General features: G+C 68.2%; 15 protein-coding genes. 5 read left to right on the top strand and 10 right to left on the bottom strand.

Features of this window, described 5'->3' with window-relative positions:
* Positions 1–46 precede the first annotated feature (46 nt).
* The 3 genes from AC57BR_RS22850 to nudC all read right to left on the bottom strand — a co-directional run bounded on the left by AC57BR_RS22850 (position 47) and on the right by nudC (position 3,909).
* On the bottom strand, positions 47–640 hold the full coding sequence (locus tag AC57BR_RS22850; RefSeq protein ID WP_496364732.1) for a M48 metallopeptidase family protein: 594 nt from the start codon (positions 638–640) through the stop codon (positions 47–49).
* Complete coding sequence (locus AC57BR_RS22845; RefSeq protein ID WP_496364730.1) at positions 640–2,772, bottom strand: ATP-dependent DNA helicase UvrD2; 2,133 nt, start codon at positions 2,770–2,772, stop codon at positions 640–642. Before AC57BR_RS22845 ends, AC57BR_RS22850 begins: the two co-directional genes overlap by 1 nt.
* Before the next feature lie 84 nt (positions 2,773–2,856).
* Complete coding sequence (gene nudC, locus AC57BR_RS22840) at positions 2,857–3,909, bottom strand: NAD(+) diphosphatase (RefSeq protein WP_496364728.1); 1,053 nt, start codon at positions 3,907–3,909, stop codon at positions 2,857–2,859.
* A 164-nt stretch (positions 3,910–4,073) separates the two neighbouring features.
* Here nudC and AC57BR_RS22835 point away from each other — a divergent pair, with 164 nt between their 5' ends.
* Positions 4,074–5,414 (top strand): macrolide 2'-phosphotransferase, encoded by a 1,341-nt coding sequence (locus AC57BR_RS22835; protein ID WP_496364726.1) that lies wholly within the window; start codon positions 4,074–4,076, stop codon positions 5,412–5,414.
* A gap of 65 nt (positions 5,415–5,479) precedes the next feature.
* On the opposite strand, the gene AC57BR_RS22830 is transcribed toward AC57BR_RS22835, so the two are convergent.
* From AC57BR_RS22830 to AC57BR_RS22820, 3 genes are all read right to left on the bottom strand, one after another.
* Entirely contained in the window at positions 5,480–8,923 is a 3,444-nt protein-coding gene (locus AC57BR_RS22830) for an ATP-dependent helicase (protein ID WP_496364724.1), read from the bottom strand.
* Positions 8,920–12,171, bottom strand: a complete 3,252-nt coding sequence (locus AC57BR_RS22825; RefSeq protein ID WP_496365209.1) for an ATP-dependent helicase — start codon at positions 12,169–12,171, stop codon at positions 8,920–8,922. The genes AC57BR_RS22830 and AC57BR_RS22825 overlap by 4 nt, the downstream gene beginning before the upstream one ends.
* A 125-nt stretch (positions 12,172–12,296) precedes the next feature.
* Positions 12,297–12,713: an MGMT family protein gene (locus tag AC57BR_RS22820; RefSeq protein WP_496364722.1), complete on the bottom strand. Its 417-nt coding sequence runs from the start codon at positions 12,711–12,713 to the stop codon at positions 12,297–12,299.
* 143 nt (positions 12,714–12,856) lie between these two features.
* Here AC57BR_RS22820 and AC57BR_RS22815 point away from each other — a divergent pair, with 143 nt between their 5' ends.
* From AC57BR_RS22815 to AC57BR_RS22800, 4 genes are all read left to right on the top strand, one after another.
* Positions 12,857–13,567 carry a 3'-5' exonuclease gene (locus AC57BR_RS22815; protein ID WP_496364720.1) on the top strand — a complete coding sequence of 237 codons (711 nt, stop codon included), beginning with the start codon at positions 12,857–12,859 and terminating at the stop codon, positions 13,565–13,567.
* Between the two features lie 287 nt (positions 13,568–13,854).
* Entirely contained in the window at positions 13,855–14,805 is a 951-nt protein-coding gene (locus AC57BR_RS22810; protein ID WP_496364718.1) for an ABC transporter substrate-binding protein, read from the top strand.
* 18 nt (positions 14,806–14,823) lie between these two features.
* Positions 14,824–15,588 carry an amino acid ABC transporter permease gene (locus tag AC57BR_RS22805; RefSeq protein WP_003805061.1) on the top strand — a complete coding sequence of 255 codons (765 nt, stop codon included), beginning with the start codon at positions 14,824–14,826 and terminating at the stop codon, positions 15,586–15,588.
* Entirely contained in the window at positions 15,585–16,322 is a 738-nt protein-coding gene (locus tag AC57BR_RS22800) for an amino acid ABC transporter ATP-binding protein (RefSeq protein ID WP_496364716.1), read from the top strand. Before AC57BR_RS22805 ends, AC57BR_RS22800 begins: the two co-directional genes overlap by 4 nt.
* Positions 16,323–16,423: 101 nt before the next feature.
* Here the strand turns inward: AC57BR_RS22800 and hemL are convergent, their stop codons facing one another.
* Genes hemL through AC57BR_RS22780 form a run of 4 tightly spaced genes read right to left on the bottom strand, consistent with a single transcriptional unit; the run spans position 16,424 to position 20,782 of the window.
* Positions 16,424–17,755: a glutamate-1-semialdehyde 2,1-aminomutase gene (hemL, locus tag AC57BR_RS22795; RefSeq protein ID WP_496364714.1), complete on the bottom strand. Its 1,332-nt coding sequence runs from the start codon at positions 17,753–17,755 to the stop codon at positions 16,424–16,426.
* A 13-nt stretch (positions 17,756–17,768) separates the two neighbouring features.
* Complete coding sequence (locus AC57BR_RS22790; protein WP_496364712.1) at positions 17,769–18,869, bottom strand: LLM class flavin-dependent oxidoreductase; 1,101 nt, start codon at positions 18,867–18,869, stop codon at positions 17,769–17,771.
* Positions 18,869–19,849, bottom strand: a complete 981-nt coding sequence (hemB, locus tag AC57BR_RS22785) for a porphobilinogen synthase (RefSeq protein ID WP_496364710.1) — start codon at positions 19,847–19,849, stop codon at positions 18,869–18,871. The genes AC57BR_RS22790 and hemB overlap by 1 nt, the downstream gene beginning before the upstream one ends.
* Before the next feature lie 42 nt (positions 19,850–19,891).
* Entirely contained in the window at positions 19,892–20,782 is an 891-nt protein-coding gene (locus tag AC57BR_RS22780) for a uroporphyrinogen-III synthase (protein ID WP_496364708.1), read from the bottom strand.
* Between the last annotated feature and the right edge of the window lie 6 nt (positions 20,783–20,788).

Raw genomic sequence — 20,788 nt, 5'->3', positions numbered from 1 at the left:
TTGAGCTCGTCGAAACCCAGTTTCGCGAAGCTCAACCAGCGGTCATTTAAAGCGCCGGTTCTGCTTCGCCGGCCGCGAGTCCGCGCGACGTGGCGAACGAGACGCCCTCCAGGAAAGCCTTGGCACGTTCCGTCTCGGGATAAGCCTCCAGCAGTTTCCAGAACGCCGCGTTGTGTCCTGCCACCAGCAGGTGCGCCAGTTCATGTAGCAGCACATAGTCGATGACCCACTGGGGCATGGGCCGGAGCTTGTCTGAGAGCCGGATGGACCCGTCTGACGGGGTGGCTGAGCCCCAGCGCGAGTTTTGGTTGCTGACCCAGCGGACCGATGTCGGGGCCGACCTGCCACCGAGGTATCTGGCCGAGAGCTCCGCAGCGTGTGTGGCCAGCGCCGCGTCCGAGGAAGGCCGCCGCCCCGCACCGCTGGAGCGCTTCTCCCCCTGGGTCCGGAGCTTCTCCAGCATCCGGTGAACCCAGTCGGCTTCCTGCGCACGGCTGAAGTGGGCGGGGATTGCGACGACGGCGGTGCCGTTCTCCCAGAAGGCCGCAACTGTGCGGCGACGCCGGGCGGAGCGCCGGACCTCCACGGGCGCGCCGTCGTGTGTGGTCAATGGCGTGCTGGTCTCAAGTTTTCCGCGCATCAGAACGTGCTGCTTTCCGTCAGCACCGCGAGGACTTCCTCGCCGTACCGCTCCAGTTTTGACGGACCAACGCCGGCGAGCCGGGCCAGTTCCTCAAGGGAAGACGGCCGGGCTTCGGCGATGGCCGTGAGGGTTGCGTCGGTGAAAACCACGAAAGCCGGGACGTCCGCGGAATGCGCGACCTCCTTGCGCCATTCACGGAGGGCATTGAACGTCTGCTCCTCATAGCTGGGCGGGCACTGACTGCAGCGGCCAACCTTCCGCTCGGCTCCGCTGGCCAGCATGCTGCCGCAGACCCGGCATGAAGCGGGGGCGGCCGCCTTGCGGCGCGGCGCGGCTCCCTTCCCCCTGACGGCCGAGCTGGCCACCGAGTCCGGGCGCAGCCCGTCGAGGAAGCGGGACGGCTTCCTGCTGGCGCGCCCGCCGGGGGTCCGGGCGGTGGACCAGGAGAGGGACAGGTGCTCGCGGGCGCGCGTGATGCCGACGTACAGCAGTCTGCGTTCTTCGTCCACCGCGGCGGGAGAGTCTGCGAAGGATATGGGCATGAGGCCTTCGCTCATGCCCACGAGGAATACCGCGTCCCATTCGAGGCCCTTCGCCGCGTGCAGGGACGCCAGCGTGACCCCTTGGACGGTCGGGGCATGCTGGGCAACGGAGCGCTCCTGAAGCTCGGTGACAAAGTCAGCCAGGCCAAACTGCGGGCCCCGGTTCTGCGCCAGCTCGTCCGCCAGGGCCACCAGCGCGGCCAGGGATTCCCAGCGTTCCCGCAGTGCGCCGCCGCTGTGCGGGGCGGTGTCCGTGTAACCGAGGGACGCGACGATGTCGCGCACCAGCTGTCCCAGGGGCTGGGGCTCGGACTCAGATACGGCACGGGTGGCGGCCCGGAGCTGCAGGATCGCATCCCGGACCTCCTTCCGCGCAAAGAACCGCTCGCCGCCGCGCAACTGGTAGCCGATCCCGGCTGAGGCAAGAGCCTGCTCGTAGGCCTCTGACTGGCCGTTGGTGCGGAACAGGACAGCGATCTCACTCGCCGGCACGCCGTCGTCGAGGAGAGAACGGATCTTGCCCGCGACCGTTGCAGCTTCGGCTTCGTCGTCAGTGCATTCTGTGAATTGCGGCTGCGGTCCGGGGTTGCGCTGGGCCACCAGCTTCAGCGGCGCAGCCCAGGCCGCATCGGCCGCCGGGCCGCCGCTCCGCCGTGAGGCCAGCAGCTCGTTGGCCAGCTTGACCACCTGCGGAGTGGACCGGTAGTCCCGGACCAGCTTGACCACGTTTGCGTCCGGGTACTGGGCTTTGAACCCCAGGAGGTGCTTCGGGGACGCTCCCGTGAACGAGTAGATGGTCTGACTGGCGTCACCCACGACGCACAATTCGTTGCGGCCGCCAAGCCAGAGTTCCAGGAGGCGCTGCTGCAGCGGGGAAACGTCCTGGTATTCGTCCACGACGAAGTGCCGGTACTGTTCCCGGACCGTCGCCGCCACCTTGGGGTCTTCCTGCAGGATGCCCACGGTAATCAGGAGGACGTCCTCGAAGTCGATGACGTTGCGGTCGGTCTTGACGTCCTCATAGGCCTGGAACACGCGGGCCACGGCCGTGAGGTCAAAGCCTCCCGGCGCGCCCCTGTCCTGCGCGTTTTCCAGGTAGTTGGCGGGCGTGAGCATGGACACCTTGGCCCACTCGATTTCCGATGCCAGGTCCCGGATGGAGGCGCGGTCGGTGCTCAGCCGAAGCCGGCGGGCGGCCTCGGCGATCATCTGTGCTTTGTGGTCCAGCAGGTTGGGCAGCGCCCCTCCGACCGCCTGCGGCCAGAAAAACTGGAGCTGCCGCAGCGCAGCCGCGTGGAACGTCCTGGCCTGGACGTTTCCGACCCCGAGGTCGCGGAGCCGGCTGCGCATTTCCGCTGCCGCGCGTGCCGTGAACGTGACCGCCAGAAGCCGCTGCGGGCTGTAAACCCCCGAGTGCACGCCGTAAGCGATCCTGTGGGTGATGGCGCGGGTCTTGCCGGTGCCGGCTCCGGCGAGCACGCAGAGAGGGCCAGCCAGGGTGGTGGCCACTTCCCGCTGCTCCGCGTCGAGGCCGCCAAGGATCCGGTCCTCCAGGGAGGCGTTGCCATCAGGATTTTCTGTCGTCACTTCTTGCTGCTTGCTTTATGGGGATGGATGGGCTGCTCCGCCTTGGAGGCGTCGACTGTAGGTGTGTTGCCGGCCGCGGGCCGGTCAGTCCTCGGCCGGACGGTCCTGGATCACGCCGCCGTACCAGTGCTCGATGAGGGACCTGGCGATGGAGAGCCTGGTGGAGATGACGATTTCACCGCTAAGCACGGCCTCCTGGACTTCCTCCCGGCTGAACCAGCGCGCCCTGGTGACCTCGACGCCGTCGGGCTTTGCTTCTGTGTCGTCGGTGACGGCTGTAAAGCCGAGCATGAGGGACGCCGGGAACGGCCACGACTGGGAGCCGAGGTACTGGCACGCCTTGACCCGCACGCCCACCTCTTCCTGGATTTCCCGGACCACGGCCTGCTCGAGGGATTCCCCGGGCTCAACGAATCCGGCAAGTGTGGAGTAGTTCTTTGCGTCCAGGGGACCGCCGCCGCCCAGCAGGACACGGCCGTCCGGGCCAACCACCGTGACGATTATGGCCGGGTCCGTGCGCGGGTAGTGTTCGGAGTTGTCAGCCGGGCACCGCCGGACCCATCCGCCGGCCTCCACATTTGTGACGGCGCCGCACCGCGGACAGTGGGTGTGGGTGGCGTGCCAGTTGGCAATGGCACTGGCCTCAACGAACAGTGCGGTGTGCGTGGGATCCAGTTGCGCGGCGACGTCCCGGAAGCCTTCCCAGGTGGCTCCGGCGGGCAAGCCGGCCGGACCGGGATCCACCGGTTCCGGCAGGACGAAAAGCAGGACGCCGGTACCTGCGGGAAGGTCCTCGGAGCCCAGGGCCGCGCCCAGATAGATGATGTGCGCCGGACCGGACGCCGACTTCTCGAGCCGGTCCAGCAACGGACCGGCCTCTGCCAGGACGAGCGCGTCTCCGTGGACCAGCGCATGCCGTCCGGACAGGAGCATGGCCTTGGCCGTTCCCGCCGCCAGCAGGTCCGGAACCAGGCTTGCCCTCATCCGCTCAACCGACCCCCTGTTGACCATTGCGGGCCGAACCGGCAGCACGGTGTCGAAGAGATGGTTGGCCGGCAGTTCGCCTGCCGGCAGCTGATGTTCCGGCAAGGTGCCCGCCGCTTGACCGACCGGCACAGCGGCCTCCGCATGACTCATGTATCCACCGTACTGACTCACAGTGACAATTTACATTTCAGGAGGGCACCGGCGGGCACGGACAGTGCCACTTCGCTTGCCTCGCCGTACCCATATTTAGGCGGATCTCGAGACTCGCCGCGACACATCATTGTCTTGGACGCCGCTCAATCTACCGTGGAAGCGTGAGAAGAGAACCAATCGAACTGGCAGCTGTGGCCACCGCGGCAGTCCCCGGACTGAGCCCGACTGCTGTGAGCTCTGCCCCGGATGACCCGGCAGACTTTGATTCGGCCCTCCTTCTTGATGCCGAAGGCAAGCGCTGGCGCGTCCGCTCACCCCGGCACGCGGAGGCAAGCACCAGGCTGGAGACCGAGTTCCTGGTACTTCGCGCTTTCGCACCCGCCATCCGGGCAGAGCTGCCGTTCCTCATGCCGACCGTGGCCGGCACCGTCCGGCAGCAGAACCTGACCACCTTCGTGTACTCCCACCTGCAGGGCACCACGCGCACCGTCGAAGAGCTGACGGCTGGTCCGCAGGAGCTGGCAAAGGAAATCGGCACGGCGCTGGCTGCCATTCACGACCTGCCCAGGGCGCTGGTGAGCAACGCCGACCTGCCCAGTTACACGCCGAACGAGTTCCGCCAGCGCAGGCTCAACGAACTCGACCAGGCCGCGACCACAGGCAAGATCCCGGCGCTCCTGCTCCGCCGCTGGGAGCACGCCATGGAAGACGTCTCGCTGTGGCGGTTCAACCCCTGTGTGGTCCACGGGGACCTGCACGAGGACAACCTGCTGGTCGAGGACCACCGCGTCACTGCCGTCACCGGCTGGACCGACCTGCGCATCGGCGACCCCGCCGACGACCTCGCCTGGCTCGTGGCGTCCAATGAGCACGAATTCGTCGACGCTGTGGTCAAGCACTACACCGCGAAGCGCCGGGACGCGCCGGACAACCACCTGCTGCGCCGCGCCGCACTATCGGCCGAATTTGCGCTGGCCCAGTACCTCGTCAAGGGCATCGCAGCAGCCGACGCCGACATGATCGCCGAGGCCGAAGGCATGCTTGCCACGCTGGCTGACGACATCGCCGAATACGGCGGCCAGCCCATCAGCGTGGAACCGCTGCCGCCGGCCCAGCCCGAGTCCCCGCCAACCGGCCAGCCACCGGCCTCACCCGGCCTCGTTGACGCAGCGGCGGGCACCAACATTTCCGAGGCCTTGCCCGCCGTGCACGTCACGCCAATCCCGGTTGACGTGAAGCCCCTTCCGGTCGAGGTGACGCCCATCCCGCCTGACGAGGAGGACGCCGGAGGGAATGCAGACCAGCCGTCAGGGCAGGACGCGTCGCAAGACTTAGTTGACGACGACGCGGCGGAGGATGCCGGCGCATCTGACGATGCCGAAGCGGACGGGGAACAGGCCGGGGCACAGGACGGGGAACAGGAAGATGCCGCGGCCGCGAAGCCCTCAGGCGCCGACACGTCCACGGTTGCCCTCACTGTGGTCGACGCCAAGACGACATAACCGGGCCGGATCCCAACCGGCCTGCGCTTCCCGACCGGCCTGCGCTTCCACGCTGCCTGCACTTTCTAACTGGAGAGGGCGGCGGCCACGATCCCTTCCAGCTCGGCCCCTGACGCGAGGTCGTGGGGGCGCACCACATGGTTGTCCGCGACATAGAAAAAGGCAGCCCGGACCTCCTCCAGCGGCACGCCCTTGAGCCTGGCCCAGGCCAGCCGGTAGACAGCAAGCTGGACGCTCTTGGTCTTCAGCTGCCCTGCGGACGGCCGCCGGCCTGTCTTCCAGTCCACGAGGTCCCAGCCGCCGTCGGCGTCCCGGAACACCGCGTCGATGCGGCCGCGGACTACGACATCGCCGATCCGGGTCTCCACGGGGACCTCCACGTAGGCAGGCGATCTGTGTGCCCAACGGGAGTCCTTGAAGGTAGCAACCATGTCGTCGAGGCCGTAGGCCTCATCAATGTGGTTATCAGAGCCGGGCGCTTCGCCGAGATCCAGCATTCCTGCCGTTCCAAAGTACTCTTCGACCCAGGCATGGAAGGCGGTGCCCTTGCGCGCGGACATGCCTGGTTCGCGCGGAACAGGCCTCCTGAGCCGCTGGACCACTGCCCCGGCGTCCTCCCCCAGGTCCACCAGGGTGGACGCTGAGATATGCCCGGGCAGATGAACGTCGCGGCTACGGGCCCGCCTGGCGCGGCGTTCCAGAAGGAGGGCAGCTTCGCGTTCCCAGCCCGCCGCGTGGGCGCGGAGCCCCGTGCCCTCCGGGAGCCCCGGCGCACCGGCTTCGACAGCGGCGATCTCGGTGAGCAGCCGTTCGGCGGCACGGTCCATGGCCGCCCGCCGTCCCGGTACAAGCCGGAGGCGGTTGCCGCTGCGGGGGTCCACAGGACCTTCCAGCGGATCATACGGCCAGGCGGCCACCTCCAGTTCCCGGGTCAGTGGACTTTCCTGGGGCAGTGACTCCTCGTCGACAGAGCCAGGGTGGATTTCCGCAGTTTCCTGTTCTGCCAGCGGCGCCAGCTCAGCAAGGAACGGTGACATCTCCGCCATCCCGCCGCGCCCGCCGACCCACGCTCCGCTGGAAACCCAGAGCACATGTTTGGCGCGGGTGTAGGCAACGTAGGCCAGTCTCCGTTCCTCAGCCTCGCCGTGGGCCTGGACGTCTCCCTTGAACACCTTCTCGGCGTCGAGCCACCCCTTTTGGTCAGGCTGGTCCAGATCCCACTGCGGAAGATCGGCACGGTCACCCCTGAGGGGCCAGGGCAGGGCCGCGGAACCGCTGCTCCACCTCGAGTCGCGGCTGCTGGGGAACGCGCCCGAATTCAGGCCAGGTACGAACACGACGTCCCATTCGAGTCCCTTCGAGGCGTGCACCGTCAGCAGCTGCACGGCCTCATGGTTGACGTCAGCAGGCGGCACATCCAGGCCGCCCTCCTCTGAGGCTGCCGCCTCCAGCCATGAAAGGAAGGCCAGGACGTCCACCCGGTGGGATGTCTGCAGGAACCCTGCGGCCGCGTCCTGGAACGCATCCAGGTTCCGCCGCGCCTGGTGAATGCTGAATCCTGGCCTCGCAGCAACCTCGATGTCCAGCAGCATGGCCCGTTCCACCTCGCCCAGCAGGGTGGTCAGGTCCTCCCCCATCAGGGCCCGAAGCTGCCGCAGCTCCGTGCCGAGGCGCTGCAGCCGCTCCCGCGCAGGAGGGGTCAGGCTGCGGCCGTGCGCGGACGTCCAGCCCTCGTTGGGGAGCCAGTCCAAGGCTTCGACGAGGCTGGCTGCATCGGTGATGTCGCCCTCGATGACGACGTCCTGGGTTTCCTGATCCTCGTCACCCGACGGATCGTTCACGCCCAGCCCGCGGCCGCTATCGACCATGCCGCGGCGCCGGGCCAAAAACGTGGACCAGTCCCGGAACGCCATGAGGTCGGCGGGACCGATCCTCCACCGGGCACCGGCCAGGAGCCGCATCAGCGAGTCCGACCGGCCCGCATCGGCCAGGACCCGCAGCGTGGAGACCAGGTCCACGATTTCGGGAGTGTCCAGCAGCCCTCCCAGGCCCACAATCTCGTACGGGATCCCTGTGGCTTCGAACTCCTTGCGCAGGCATTCCATCTGCGCGCGCCTGCGGCACAGGACGGCCATGGCAGGCTGGACGCGCGGTTCCGTGGAAGAGCCTTCGAAATCCGTTGCCCTGAACCTCAGGAGATCCTTGGCGATCGCCGCTGCTTCATCTTCATCCGTGGCAAAACGACCAATCACCACCCGGCCCTGCACCGCGGCCGGGCTCGGCCGCAGCGCGGGCACCTCCACGGCCGCGCTGGACGACCGCTGCCCGGCGGGTCCGGCCTGCGCCGCGGCGGCGCTGAGCGGAGCCGAGATAAGGTTGGCGGCGGCAAGGATGTTGCGGCCGTTCCGCCACGCGGTGGTCAGGTATGAAACGGGGGCGGGACGCCGGGACGCCGGTCCTGACTGGCTGTCCGCCACGCAGACCGGAAACTCATTGACAAAGTGGAACAGCTGTCCGGCCGACGCGCCGCGGAAGCCGTAGATGGACTGGTTCGGATCACCGACGGCGGTGACGGCGTGGCCGTCACCGAAGAGCCTGGAGAACAGCACCAGCTGGGCGTGGGAGGTGTCCTGGAATTCGTCCAGCAGCACCACCTTGTAGCGTTGCCGTTCCATCTCGGCGGCCAGTGGCACCTCGCGGGCCACGCGTGCCGCGAGCGCCACGAGGTCGCCGAAGTCAAGCGCTCCGCGCGCCCTTTTGGCTTCCGCGTACCGCCCCACGAGCTCTGCCACACTGGCCCGCGTGCGGAGCATGGCTCCGAGTTCGCCGACGGCCTGGCTGGGGTTCTTCTTGGCCCCGGCCACATACGGCAGGGCCTCGAACTCGGCGAGCCGCTGCATCAGCCAGCCCTGCACACCGTCCGGGTCCTGGAGGTGCTCGGCGCACTCCCCCGCGAGCTGGATGACCGCTTTGACGAGCGTGGACTTGGCCACCTTGAAATGGGAATACTCGCCGTCGAACGCCTCGACCACCTCACTGGCCAGCTGCCAGGCCTGGGCGCCGCCCAGCAACACGACGTCCCGCTCGATCCCGAGCCGCAGGCCGTAGTCGGAGACGATGCCGCTGGCAAAGGAGTGGTAGGTGGAAACCTTCGGTTCCAGGGCGTCGGCGCTGAGCAGCGCCCCTGCCACGGCGCCGCCGGTGGCCGTCCGCTGCAGCGCACTGAGTTTGGCGCGGATGCGGCTGGCAAGTTCACCGGCGGCCTTTCTGGTGAACGTGACACCGAGGACTTCCTCCGGCTTGACCCAACCGTTCGCGACCAGCCAGACGACGCGGTCGGCCATGGTGGCCGTCTTGCCCGAGCCCGCACCGGCGATAACCAGCCGGGGCGCCAGCGGCGAAGAGATGATGGCCGACTGTTCCGCCGTCGGCAGGTTTTTCTCGCCCAGCAGGGCGGACAGCTCTTCGGGACTGAACCTGGGCTCGGGCAGCTCTGCCGTCCGGCTCATTCTGTAACCTGCTTTCCCCGCGCACAGAGCGGACATACTTCCGGCAGCCGGCAGCCTGGGCCGCCGAAACCGGCCTTGGCGGGATCGTGCCTTGCCTCGAATTCGTGGCCGGACATCACCGCGGCTGCGTCGTTAACCATTTCCATCGCCCAGTTGTCGCCCGGGTCCAGCGGGTCCTGATGCTGGATACCCGGGCTCTTGGTGGTTGTGCCCAGCTGGGCCAGCACGGCACCGCCGGGCTGGGGCTCGGCCTCGGCAGCGTCGGAGGGTCCGAAGCCCCCCGCCAGCACGGCCGCCTGGTAGGCGCCCAGCTGCGGGTGCCTGCCCAGTTCGGCCTTGCCCGGCTGCCGCTTGCCCGTCTTGAGGTCCACGATCACCAGCCGCCCCTCGGCATCGATCTCCAGCCGGTCCACCTGTCCGCGCAGGACGGCCGACCGGGGTCCGTCATCGGCGGGAACATGATCTCGGGGCACAGCACCGGGCTCGGGCAGGATCACCTCGAAGTCCTGCTCGACTCCCGCGAGGCGCCGGCCCTCGCTGCGCATGACCAGGATGTACTGCGCCAGTTTCCGGACCATGGCTTCTGCCCTGCGGAAGTCCAGCTTGCCTTCCCAGTTGTCCTTCATACCCAGAGCCGGCCAACGCCGGACGAGTTCGGCAAGGTATTCGGCTCCGCTGGCGTCGGGGAGATCCTGGGCGATGGCGTGCACCAGCGTTCCGAGGCTGCGGGCGAAGTCCGTGGCCGCTTCGCCGCCCGCGGCCTGGATAAACCAGTCCAGCGGGGATTTCTGCACCGACTCCACCTTGGAGGGCGAAACGTAGACGGTGCCGCCCGGCGGCACCACCCGGTCCACGCTCGTCAGCGGGGCAAGACCCCACCAGGTGTCCGGATGCGCTCCGGGAACAGGAGGCTCGGCGGTGGCAAGGCGGGCCAGGACACGTACGGCTTCGTCTGCCTCGGCGGCCAGTCTGCCGTCCAGCTGGGCGTACTGGCGGAGTTCGGCCACGAGCGCACGCAGCGTCAGGGGCCGTTCCACGGGGGTGTAGCCGCGCCCCTCCTGGCCCGGCAGCAGCGGCGCGACGTAGTCCAGGAAGGAGGAGGGCTGTTCATCCTCCGACGACACGGCGGTGCACAGCAGCACGTCCTTGGCCCGGGACACCGCCGTGGAAAAGCTGCGGAGTTCGTCGTAGCGGATCTCCCGCAGCCGGCTCAGCGGGCCAAGCTGGAGCGCGTACTCCACGCCGTGTTCGACGGCGTCCGCGAACAGTGTGCTGCCCAGGAGCTCGCCGCGGAGGCGGGTGTTGGGCCAGACTCCTTCCTGCAGGCCAGCGACGATGACAAACGGCCATTCCCGGCCGGCGGCGCTGGCAGGCGTCATGAGTTCCACGGCGTCGTCAACCTGCGCACGCGCCGCCAGGGTGTCCATGGGCAGTTCCTGGTTCAGCAGGTATTCGAGAAACTGTTCCGCGCCCGATCCGGGCATCTGGTCCACGTAGCGCTCGGCCGTATGGAACAGCGCCATCATGGCGTCCAGGTCCCGGTCGGCCCGGGCTCCGACGAGTCCGCCGGCCAGGGCAGCGGCCGTCCATGCCGCTGCGAGCCCGGTGGAGTGCCAGAGGGCCCACAATACGGTCTCGGCGTTGGCACCGGGTTCGGCAACGGCCTTCCGCCCGGCCTGGATCATCCGCGCGACCCTTCGCGCCGACCGGCCCTCAATGCCCAGTGAGCCCAGCGCGCCGGGCTCAAGGAGCGCCTCCACAAGCAGGGAATCGCTGGAGCGTCCGCCGCCGCCCAGCAGTTCCTCCCGCCGGAGCGACTGGCGGAGCCGCCGCAGTTCGAGGGACGTCGCACCGCCGATCCGGGATGTCAGCGACGACACCGCCGATTCCGGCGTGAGGACCGCGGGATCCAGGGCCACCGCGTAGGCGTCGAGCAGCGGACGGACGGCCACCTCATCGCGCACGGCGGCTTCGGCCACCGGAATCCGCACCGGGATTCCCTGGCCCGAGAGGTAGCGCTGCAGCTGGCTCAGCTGGCCGCCGTTCCGGACGATAACGGCGATGTCCTCGAGCGGCCGCCCGTCCCTCAGGTGCGCCTCGAGGATCCTTTGGGCGACGTACCGTAACTCATGCACCGCCGAGGGCAGAAGGTGCGCTTCCACGGTGCCGCCTTCATCCGGCCGGGCAGAATCACCGGGGTCCCCGGCATCATCACCAGGAACGGAGCCAACCGGGTCCAGACGGCGGGCGAGCTGGCCGCCGGACCGGACTGAGATCCGGTCCGCGACTCCCAGCCAGGCTTGGGCCACCGCCGGCTGATGGCGGTGGGCACGGGACAGCGGCTTTTCAACGACTGTCCGTTCCCCGCCGCCCAGCAGGTCCGGGAGTTCGGCCACAAGATCCGGCCGCGCTCCACGGAACCCCTGCACCACCGTGTCCGGTGCGGACGTCACGTAGACATCCTTGCCGGCGGCCACATCGGCCAGGAGCTCGAAGACGGCGGGGTTGGCCTCCTGGATATCGTCCACCAGAATCAGCTGGAGCCGGTCGCGCTCCGCCGCTAGGAAGCCGGGGAAATCCTGAAAGAGCTGGCGGGCGGCCGTGATGATGCCCGCGGGGTCGAATGCCTCGGGCATTCGCAGGTCGAGGACGTCGCGGTACTCGGCGTACAGTGCCGCTGCGGCAATCCAGTCCGGCCGTCCGCAGGCGCGGCCCAGGCCGGCGAGGTCTTCGGCGGTGCGGCCCGACTCTGTAATGCGGTCGAAGAGCTGGCGGACCTCGTGCCGGAACCCGCGCGTGGGCAGGGCTGCCGTGAGGTCATCGGGCCAGGGCAGCCCGAGTCCCGGCAGGGCGTGGCCCTCCAGCAGTTCCTTGATGATGAGGTCCTGCTCAGGGCCTGACAGGAGCCTCGGGGCCTTCGACAGTGGCAGGAGTCCTTCCGCCTTGGCGCGGCGGATGAGGTCGAAGGCATACGCGGCCCAGGTGCGCGCCGGCGTGGTGCTCAGGCTCCGGTTCAACCGGGCGGTAAACCGGTCCCGGAGAGTGTCAGCGGCAAGCCGTCCCGGGGCGAGGATAAGGATTCGTTCGGGGTCCACCCCTTCCGTCTCCACCCGGCGGATCGCCGCCTCGATGAGCACGGTGGATTTTCCGGTTCCGGGCGCTCCGGGGACCAGTACGGGGCCGGATCCCCGGGGCACTTCGACGGCGGCCAGCTGGTCCGCAGTGAGGACCGGAACGCGGGAGTGCACCTGCCGAGGGGGCAGCAAGCGAAGACCGGTGGACGGGAAGGGGGCGGCGGAGGCTGAGCCCGCGTGGTCCCGTTCGGAAGTGAGGGCGGATGCGGGATCTTCGGAGGTCTGGTCGAGTGTTGCGGTCACACGGACATTCCATCATCCGGCACTGACAATTTTCGCAGCGACGCTTCCAGCCGCTCGGCGATCACGTCCAAGGCGTCAAAATCGGCGTCGGACGGCGCCCACCGGGCAGTGGTCAGATCGACCCGCCACCGTCCCTCGCCCGTCCTCGCAAAGCTTTGATAGTCCCCGCGCAGGGGCGTGCCCTCCTGCAGGTAGTACTCGAGGGCCTCGGACTCATGGCCATCGGGGGCCAGTCCGCTGGCCCGCAGTACCCGCCACCATGGGACGCCGCTGCCGTAATGGCTCAGCACGGACCCCACCTGCCGCGGTCCTCCGGTGCCAAGAAGCTCAGCTACGTCGCCATAAGCCACCGCCGTGCCGGCCGGGATGAGGTCAACCACCGCCAAAACCGCCTCCACATACTCCGCCCGCATGCCCCCAGACTATCGGCCGGCACACATCGTCAGCGGTCAGGTCGGCGCCGTGTGCGCCTTCCCACACCATGTCTTCCGACACCAGGCCGGACACGCGCGGGGCAAGGACCTTTACTGTCGGTGGCTCCGGGTAATTTGGAGCCATGAGCACTTGGAACACTCTCCCCCGGGCCGCGTTCGACCTCGAAACCACGGGCCGCAACTCCCGTGCCGCCCGGATCGTGACGGCTTCGATCACCCTGGTGGACAGCTCCGGCAGCGTGATTCGCGAGCATGAGTGGCTGGCCGATCCGGGCGTTGAGATTCCGGCGGAGGCGAGCGATATCCACGGGGTCACCACTGAACACGCCCGCAGCCACGGCCGGCCTGCGGCCGAGGTCACCAGGGAAGTAGCTGCCGTGCTCCAGGGGCTCTTCGATGACGGCGTTCCGGTGATCGCGTTCAACGCCAGCTACGACTTCACCGTCCTGGCCGCCGAGTCGGCCCGCTACGGCGTCCCGCAACTGAGCAGGTTCCCCGTCCTGGACCCCTACATCATGAACAAGCAGGTGGACCGGTATCGCAAGGGCAAGAGGACGCTGACCGCCCTGTGCGAGGAGTACGGCGTGGAGCTGGAAAACGCCCACACATCGGCCGCGGATGCACTGGCAACTTTGCGCATGCTCGACGCCATGGCCGGAAAATTCCCCAAACTGAGCATGCCGGCCGGGCAACTGCACCAGCTTCAGGTGGACTGGGCCGTCAGTCAGGCCGCCGACTTCCAGCAGTACCTCCGCAAGACCAAGCCCGCCGCCGTCATCGAGGGTGACTGGCCCGTGCTCCCTCCTGAGGATGCCAGCCGCGGCGGCTTCTGACCGGTGCGACGCAATTCACAAAAACGGGCCCACCCTGCCAGCGTCCCCGCCCTGCCTTGCTGATTCCGCGACAGCCACTTCTGTCATCGCTATTGACTAGCCACTCCACGGAAACCTGCATTATATTCGGCACATAGTGCCACATCCCATTCATTGCGCCGTCTAACGTCCGCGTTAAGGGCAAGTGAGACAATTAAGTTTTGCGGGCGCGCCCTCTGCGGGGCCGGATCTTGGCTCCAGACGGCTTGACTGCCCGCCCTCGATTATCCCAATGAAAGTGATGCGTGATGAAAATCAAAGCCTTGAAGTGGCTGTCCACGGTTCCCGTGGCCGTAGTCATGGCCGTATCCCTGGCTGCCTGCGGTGGAGGTACCGCTGCTCCCAGTGGCTCGTCGACCGACGCCCTCGCCGGCAGCGACCAGCAGACGCTGGACAAGTACACCACCAAGGACGTCACCGCCCTGGACAAGATCGACAAGTCCAAGCTTGGCCTGATCACTCCCGGCACCCTCAAGGTCGGCACCCTTTCCGACGCGCCGCCCAACATCTTCATCGATAAGGACGGAAACTTCACGGGGTACGACAACGAACTCCTGAAGGCCATGGCGGCCAAGCTCGGCCTCAAGGTCGAGTTCGCGTCGACCAAGTTCCAGGGCCTCCTGGCACAGGTGAAGAACAAGCAGTTCGACGTCGGCTCCTCCTCCATCTCCACCACGGACGCCCGCCGCGAGACCGTGGCCTTCACCAACGGCTACGACTTCGGCTACATGGCGATCGTGACCAAGGATGACGCGAAGGTGAAGTCCTTCGACGACCTGAAGCAGGGTGTACGCATCGGCGTCGTCCAGGGCACCGTCCAGGACGACTTCGTCACGAACACGCTGAAGCTCGAGCCGGTCCGCTTCCCGGACTACAACACGGTCTACGCGAACGTGAAGAGCGGCCAGATCGACGCCTGGGTTGCTCCTTCGCAGCAGGCCGAGGGCCAGGTCAAGTCGGGCGACGGCACCAAGATCGCCGAGAAGAAGGTTAACACCCAGAACTTCACGGCGTACGCAGTGGCCAAGGACAACAAGCCCCTCGCTGACGCGCTCAACTCGGCCCTCGACGCCGTGATCGCCGATGGCACGTGGACCAAGCTCACCACCCAGTGGTACACGGACCGCCCGACCATCAAGGAGCAGACTCCTGAGGGCTGGAAGCCGGGCAGCAAGGCCGTCCAGGTCCCCACGAAGTAATCGACTGACAGGCGCCACATGGATTATCTGAACAGGCTCGCCGAGACCTTCCTGGACTGGAAGGCCATCGCCGAGGTACTCCCGGCCATGTTCTCGGTCGGTCTGCCCAACACCCTCGTCCTCGCGATCGTCTCGGGCATCATCGGCTGCGTGGTCGGCATGGTGCTGGCCCTGATGGGCATCTCGCGTAATCCTGTGGCGCGGTGGGCCGCCCGGGTGTACACGGACGTGTTCCGTGGACTCCCGGCGGTTCTCACCATCCTCGTCATCGGCCTCGGCTTCGGCCCCATCTTCCGCGAGCTGACCGGCATCGCCAGCCCTTACCCCATGGGCATCGCCGCGCTCTCGCTCATGTCCAGCGCCTACATCGGGGAGATCTTCCGCTCCGGCATCCAAAGCGTCGACAAGGGCCAGCTCGAGGCCGCCCGCGCCCTGGGCTTCGGCTACGGCCCCTCGCTGCGCATGGTCGTCGTACCGCAGGGCATCCGGCGCGTGCTCCCGGCGCTGGTGAACCAGTTCATCGCGCTGATCAAGGAGTCCTCGCTGGTCTTTACCCTGGGACTCCTGGCCTCCGAACGGGAGCTGTTCCAGATCGGCCAGGACGCCGCCGCCCGAAGCGGCAACCTGTCCGGCTACGTCGCGGCCGCCGTGTTCTATCTCGCGATGACCGTTCCGCTGACCCACTTCGTCAACTGGATCGACGCACGCCTGCGCACCGGCAAACCGGAGAAGAAAGAACCTGACGAGGCTGCCGCCGTCGTCGGGAAGGGAGCCCACGCATGAGCCAGTTCACCTCAGGCTCTCTCGAAGCGAAAAACGTCCACCTCGCCTTCGGGCACAACAAGGTCCTCCGCGGCATCGACCTGAGCGTCCCGGCCGGCACCACAGCGTCGGTGATCGGCCCGTCCGGCTCCGGGAAGTCGACCCTTCTGCGCGTGATGAACCGGCTGATCGAACCGGACGCCGGGGACATCCTCCTGGACGGCAAGTCGGTCCTGAACGAGAACCCTGACGAGCTGCGGCGCAGGATCGGCATGGTCTTCCAGCAGTTCAACCTGTTCCCGCACAAGACTGTCGGCGAGAACGTGGCGTTCGCCCTGCGCAAGCTGCGGAAACTGCCGAAGGAGCAGGCGCGCGAGGAGGCCCTTGAGCAGCTCGACCTCGTTGGGCTCAAGCACAAGGCCGATGTCCGCCCTGCCACCCTCTCCGGCGGCCAGCAGCAGCGGGTGGCCATTGCGCGCGCCCTTGCCATGAAGCCGGAGGTCATGTTCTTCGACGAGGCCACCTCGGCCCTCGACCCCGAGCTGGTCAAGGGGGTCCTGGCCCTCATGGCAGACCTCGCGAAGGGTGGCATGACCATGGTGGTGGTGACCCACGAGATGGGCTTTTCACGCAACGTCTCGGACACCGTGACCTTCATGGACGGCGGTGTGGTGGTGGAGTCGGGCCCGCCCGGACAGGTGTTTGAAAACCCGCAGACGGAGCGGCTGCAGGGATTCCTCTCGGACGTCCTCTAGGCAGGCGTCCGGGCAAGCCGGGACACCGAACAGCAAAAAACTCTGGCACCCGCCGCGGCGGGTGCCAGAGTTTTTTAGTGGAAAGAAGGCCCGACGGCGGTTCAGGCCTTCGCTGCTGCGGCCGCCTCCGCGGCGGCAGGCAGCGCCTCGAAGATCCGGTTCATGGCGGCGTCGTCGTGCGCCGCGGACAGGAACCAGGCCTCGAAGACGGACGGCGGCAGGTAGACACCCGAATCCAGCATGGAGTGGAAGAAAGGCGCATAGCGGAACGACTCCTGCTTCAGTGCGTCGCTGTAGTTGTGGACCCCCTGCTCGGAGGTGCCGAAGGCCACCGAGAACAGGTTGCCGGCGCGCTGGATGGAGTGGTCCACGCCGGCCGCAGCCAAGGCGGCGGACAGTGCGCCGGACAGTTCCAGCGAGCGGGCATCGATGAACGAGTACACCTCGGCAGTGGCGTGCGTCAGGGTGGCGACACCGGCAGCCATGGCCACCGGGTTTCCGGACAGCGTGCCGGCCTGGTAGACGGGACCGAGCGGCGCGAGGTAATCCATGACGTCGGCACGTCCGCCGAGGGCCGCCGTCGGCATGCCCCCGCCGATCACCTTGCCGAACGTCAGAAGATCGGGGGTCCACTTTTCCGTGGCGTCGGCCGCGCCGCCGGTGAGGCCCCAGTAGCCCGAGTAGCCGGTGCGGAAGCCGGTCAGGACCTCGTCGACGATGAGCAGGGCGCCGTGGGCTGCGGTAATCCGTGAGAGGCCTGCATTGAAGCCCTCGCCGGGCGTGACCACGCCCATGTTGGCGGGCGCCGCCTCGGTAATGACGGCGGCGATGTTGGGCCCGTGCTCGGCGAAGGCTGCCTCAACGGCGCCGAGGTCGTTGTAGGGAAGCACGAGGGTCTCGGCGGCGGTGGCGGCCGTGACGCCCGCGGAGCCGGGGAGGGCCAGGGTGGCCACGCCGGAGCCGGCGGAAGCAAGCAGCCCGTCGAGGTGCCCGTGGTAGCAGCCGGCAAACTTGATGACCAGGTTGCGGCCGGTGAAGCCCCGGGCGAGCCGGATCGCCGTCATGGTGGCTTCCGTGCCGGTGGACACCATGCGCAGCCGTTCGACGGCGGAAACGCGTTCCTTGACGATGGCCGCGAGGTTGGCTTCATCGGGGGTCGAGGCACCGAAGGAGAGGCCACGGTCCACGGCGGCGTGCACGGCGTCAAGGACGGCCGGGTGGGCGTGCCCCAGCAGGGCCGGGCCCCAGGAGCAGACCAGGTCCACGTAGTCTTTGCCGTCGGCGTCGGTCAGGTACGGGCCCTTGGCCGCGACCATGAAGCGGGGCGTGCCGCCGACGGAACCGAAGGCGCGGACCGGGGAGTTCACGCCGCCGGGCATCAGCTGACGGGCGCGGTCGAAAAGTTCCTCATTGCGAGGGGTACTGGAAGTCATGGTTCCCATTCTTTCAGGCTGCGGGAGTGTCACCGGACAGGAGCTCGGCCACCCGGGGTGCCACCACGGTGCCGAAGAGTTCGATGCAGCGCATCATGGATTCGTGCGGCAGCGTGCCGTTGCCGTATTTCAGGTCGAAGCGGTCGACGCCGAGGTTCCGCTTGAGCAGCGCAATCTTCTGCGCCACCGTCTCAGGCGATCCGACGTACAGGGCGCCCTCGGGACCGCACATGGCGTCGAATTCCCGCCGGTTTCCCGGGCCCCAGCCCCGCTCGGCCCCGATCCTGTTCCGCTGGGCCAGCCAGTGCGGAAACAGCTCCTCGCGGGCGGCCTCGTCGGTTTCAGCTATGTGGCCGGGCGAGTGGGTGGCGATTTGCTGCATGGGATGGCCGTACTTGGCCATCGCCTCGCGGTACAGGTCCACCAGCGGGGCGAACGCCCGGGGCTGGCCGCCGATGATGGCAAAGATGATCGGGTAGCCGTATTCCGCGCACCGCAGGACGGACTCCGGGGTGCCGCCCACGCCGATCCAGGCAGGCAGCAGGTGGTGCTCCAGCGGCGGGTAGACGCTCAGCCCGGCCAGCGAAGGCCGGGTGCGTCCCTCCCAGTGGACCGGCTTCTGCGCCCGCACCTTGTCGAAGAGTTCGAGCTTCTCCTCGAACAGCACCTCGTAGTCCGCAAGGTCGAGGCCGAACAGCGGAAAGGACTCGATGAACGAGCCGCGGCCCAGCATCACCTCGGCGCGGCCGCCGGAGAGGGCGTCCACCGTGGAGAAGCGCTGGAACACGCGGATGGGGTCATCGGAACTGAGGACGGTCACGGCGGAACCGAGCCGGATCCTGCTGGTCCTGGCCGCGGCGGCTGCCAGGAACACCTCGGGGGCGGAGACCGCAAAGTCGCGGCGGTGGTGCTCCCCCACGCCGAAGGCGTGGAGGCCGACGGCGTCAGCCAGGACCGCCTGGTCCAGCAGCTCCCGCAGTACCACGGCATGCGGCTTCGGCTCGCCCTCGCCGTCCAGCCCGACGTCGCCGAAGGTGTTCAGGCCCAGCAGGATTTGCCCGGGACCCACCGGGGCGGCCGGTGCTGTGGTCTGGCTCGGGGCCGGTTCCGCCATCAGGATTCCTTGAGCCAGCCGGCGATTTCGGTGGCCCAGTAGGTCAGGACCATGTTGGCTCCGGCACGGCGGATACCCAGGACCGACTCGGTGATGGCCGCCCGGCGGTCGATCCAGCCGTTGGCGGCGGCGGCCTCGATCATGGCGTACTCGCCCGAGATCTGGTAGGCGGCAACAGGCACGGGGCTCATTTCGGCGACGTCGGCCAGGATGTCGAGGTAGCTCATGGCCGGCTTGACCATCACCATGTCTGCACCCTCGGCAAGATCTAGTTCCACCTCCTGGATGGCCTCGCGGCGGTTGGCGGCGTCCATCTGGTAGGTCCTGCGGTCGCCCTTCAGCTGTGAGTCCACCGCCTCCCGGAAGGGGCCGTAAAACGCCGACGCGTACTTTGCGGCGTAGGCCACCACGGCGGTGTTCACGTGGCCGGCCTCCTCCAGGGCCTGACGGATCACGCCGATCTGTCCGTCCATCATTCCGGACGGCCCCAGCACGTGGGCACCGGCGTCGGCCTGGGCCACCGCCATCCTCGCGTAGATCTCCAGCGTGGCGTCGTTGTCCACGTAGCCGTCGCTGTCGAGGACACCGCAGTGGCCGTGGTCGGTGAATTCGTCCAGGCAGACGTCGCTCATCACCACGAGGCTGTCCCCCACCTCGGCGCGCACGTCGCGGATGGCCTTGTTGAGCACGCCGTCCGGGTCCAGGGACGCCGTTCCCTCGGCGTCCCTGGTTTCGGGAATGCCGAACAGCATGATGCCGCCGACGCCCAGTTCCACGGCTTCGGCTGCCGCCCGTTTGAGGGTGTCGGTGGTGTGCTGCACGACGCCCGGCATGGAGGCGATCGGGTTGGGCTCCGACAGCCCCTCGCGGATGAACGCGGGAAGGATCAGGTCTGCCGGGGCGAGCCGGTGTTCGGCCGTGAGCCTGCGCATGGCGGGGGTGGTGCGGAGCCGCCGGGGGCGGTGGTTCGGAAAGCTCATGTCCTGTCCTTCACTGTGGGCCTGCTGTGGATGAGTGGATGTTTAGGGGGCAAGCGCCCGGATGACGGCCGCCACGAGCCCTTCGGGCGTGGCCTCCCGTGCCGTGGCCGCTACGGTGAGCCCCTGCGCTTCCGCCTCGGCCGCTGTCGCCGGGCCGATGGCCACGAGGCGGCAGGAGCCAAGGGGCGCAAGGGTGGCGCCGATGCGCCGGACGGCGCTGGGTGAGGCGGCGACGACGGCGGCGAGGGCGCCGTCGTCGACCTCGGCTTTCGCTTCGGCGGGCGTCAGGAGCGGCAGCGCGGCGGCCGTGCCTTCGCTATCGGGTCCGTAGCTATCGGGTCCGTCGCCGCCGCTCCGGCCGAGGCGCCGCGCCGGCTCGGCTGGGAAGTCCACCGTGGAATAGGCCACCACAGTGCGGACCCGGGCACCCTTCGCCTCAAGCCCCCGGGCCAGCGCCGGGGCGGCAATATCGGCCTGCGGCAGCAGCACTTCGGCGGGACCGCCGGGCCACCCGTTGATCATCCCGGCCGCCGAATGTTCGTGCTGCGGCTCGAAGTGCACGGCAATCCCTGCAGCCTCAAGCGCCCTCCGGCTGGCGGGGCCAACGGCGGCGACCCGGGTTCCGGGCGGAAGCCAGTCGCCCAGTTTCACGGCGCGCTCTGCCGCCTTTTCCTGCAGCGCGAGGACGGTGGTGGCACTGCTGACCACGAGCCATTCAAAGCGGCCCGCACCCAGCGCCACAAAGGCGTCCTCAAGCGCTGCCTGGTCCTGGGCGCGTTCGGTGGCCGTCAGCGGCAGCAGGAGGGGAACGGCGCCGGCCAGCCGCAGTGCCTCGGCCAGGGGCCCGGACCGCTCGGGGCTTCGCGTCACCAGGACGCGGCACCCGTCCAGCGGCCGCCCGCCTGCCCGGTTCTCCCCGCTCGTCGCTCCCATCCGGTG

It is taken from the genome of Arthrobacter sp. BGA-UO-ETr-C19 (genome assembly GCF_059568005.1).
The sequence above is the reverse complement of the archived record's forward strand: the minus strand, read 5'-3'. Positions and strand labels throughout refer to the sequence as shown.

Coding starts and splice junctions, on each gene's coding strand:
- AC57BR_RS22850 (WP_496364732.1), bottom strand. CDS start 640: ATGCGCGGAAAACTTGAGACCAGCACGCCATTGACCACACACGACGGC.
- nudC (WP_496364728.1), bottom strand. CDS start 3,909: ATGAGTCATGCGGAGGCCGCTGTGCCGGTCGGTCAAGCGGCGGGCACC.
- AC57BR_RS22830 (WP_496364724.1), bottom strand. CDS start 8,923: ATGAGCCGGACGGCAGAGCTGCCCGAGCCCAGGTTCAGTCCCGAAGAG.
- AC57BR_RS22820 (WP_496364722.1), bottom strand. CDS start 12,713: ATGCGGGCGGAGTATGTGGAGGCGGTTTTGGCGGTGGTTGACCTCATC.
- AC57BR_RS22815 (WP_496364720.1), top strand. CDS start 12,857: ATGAGCACTTGGAACACTCTCCCCCGGGCCGCGTTCGACCTCGAAACC.
- AC57BR_RS22810 (WP_496364718.1), top strand. CDS start 13,855: ATGAAAATCAAAGCCTTGAAGTGGCTGTCCACGGTTCCCGTGGCCGTA.
- AC57BR_RS22805 (WP_003805061.1), top strand. CDS start 14,824: ATGGATTATCTGAACAGGCTCGCCGAGACCTTCCTGGACTGGAAGGCC.
- AC57BR_RS22800 (WP_496364716.1), top strand. CDS start 15,585: ATGAGCCAGTTCACCTCAGGCTCTCTCGAAGCGAAAAACGTCCACCTC.
- hemL (WP_496364714.1), bottom strand. CDS start 17,755: ATGACTTCCAGTACCCCTCGCAATGAGGAACTTTTCGACCGCGCCCGT.
- AC57BR_RS22790 (WP_496364712.1), bottom strand. CDS start 18,869: ATGGCGGAACCGGCCCCGAGCCAGACCACAGCACCGGCCGCCCCGGTG.
- hemB (WP_496364710.1), bottom strand. CDS start 19,849: ATGAGCTTTCCGAACCACCGCCCCCGGCGGCTCCGCACCACCCCCGCC.
- AC57BR_RS22780 (WP_496364708.1), bottom strand. CDS start 20,782: ATGGGAGCGACGAGCGGGGAGAACCGGGCAGGCGGGCGGCCGCTGGAC.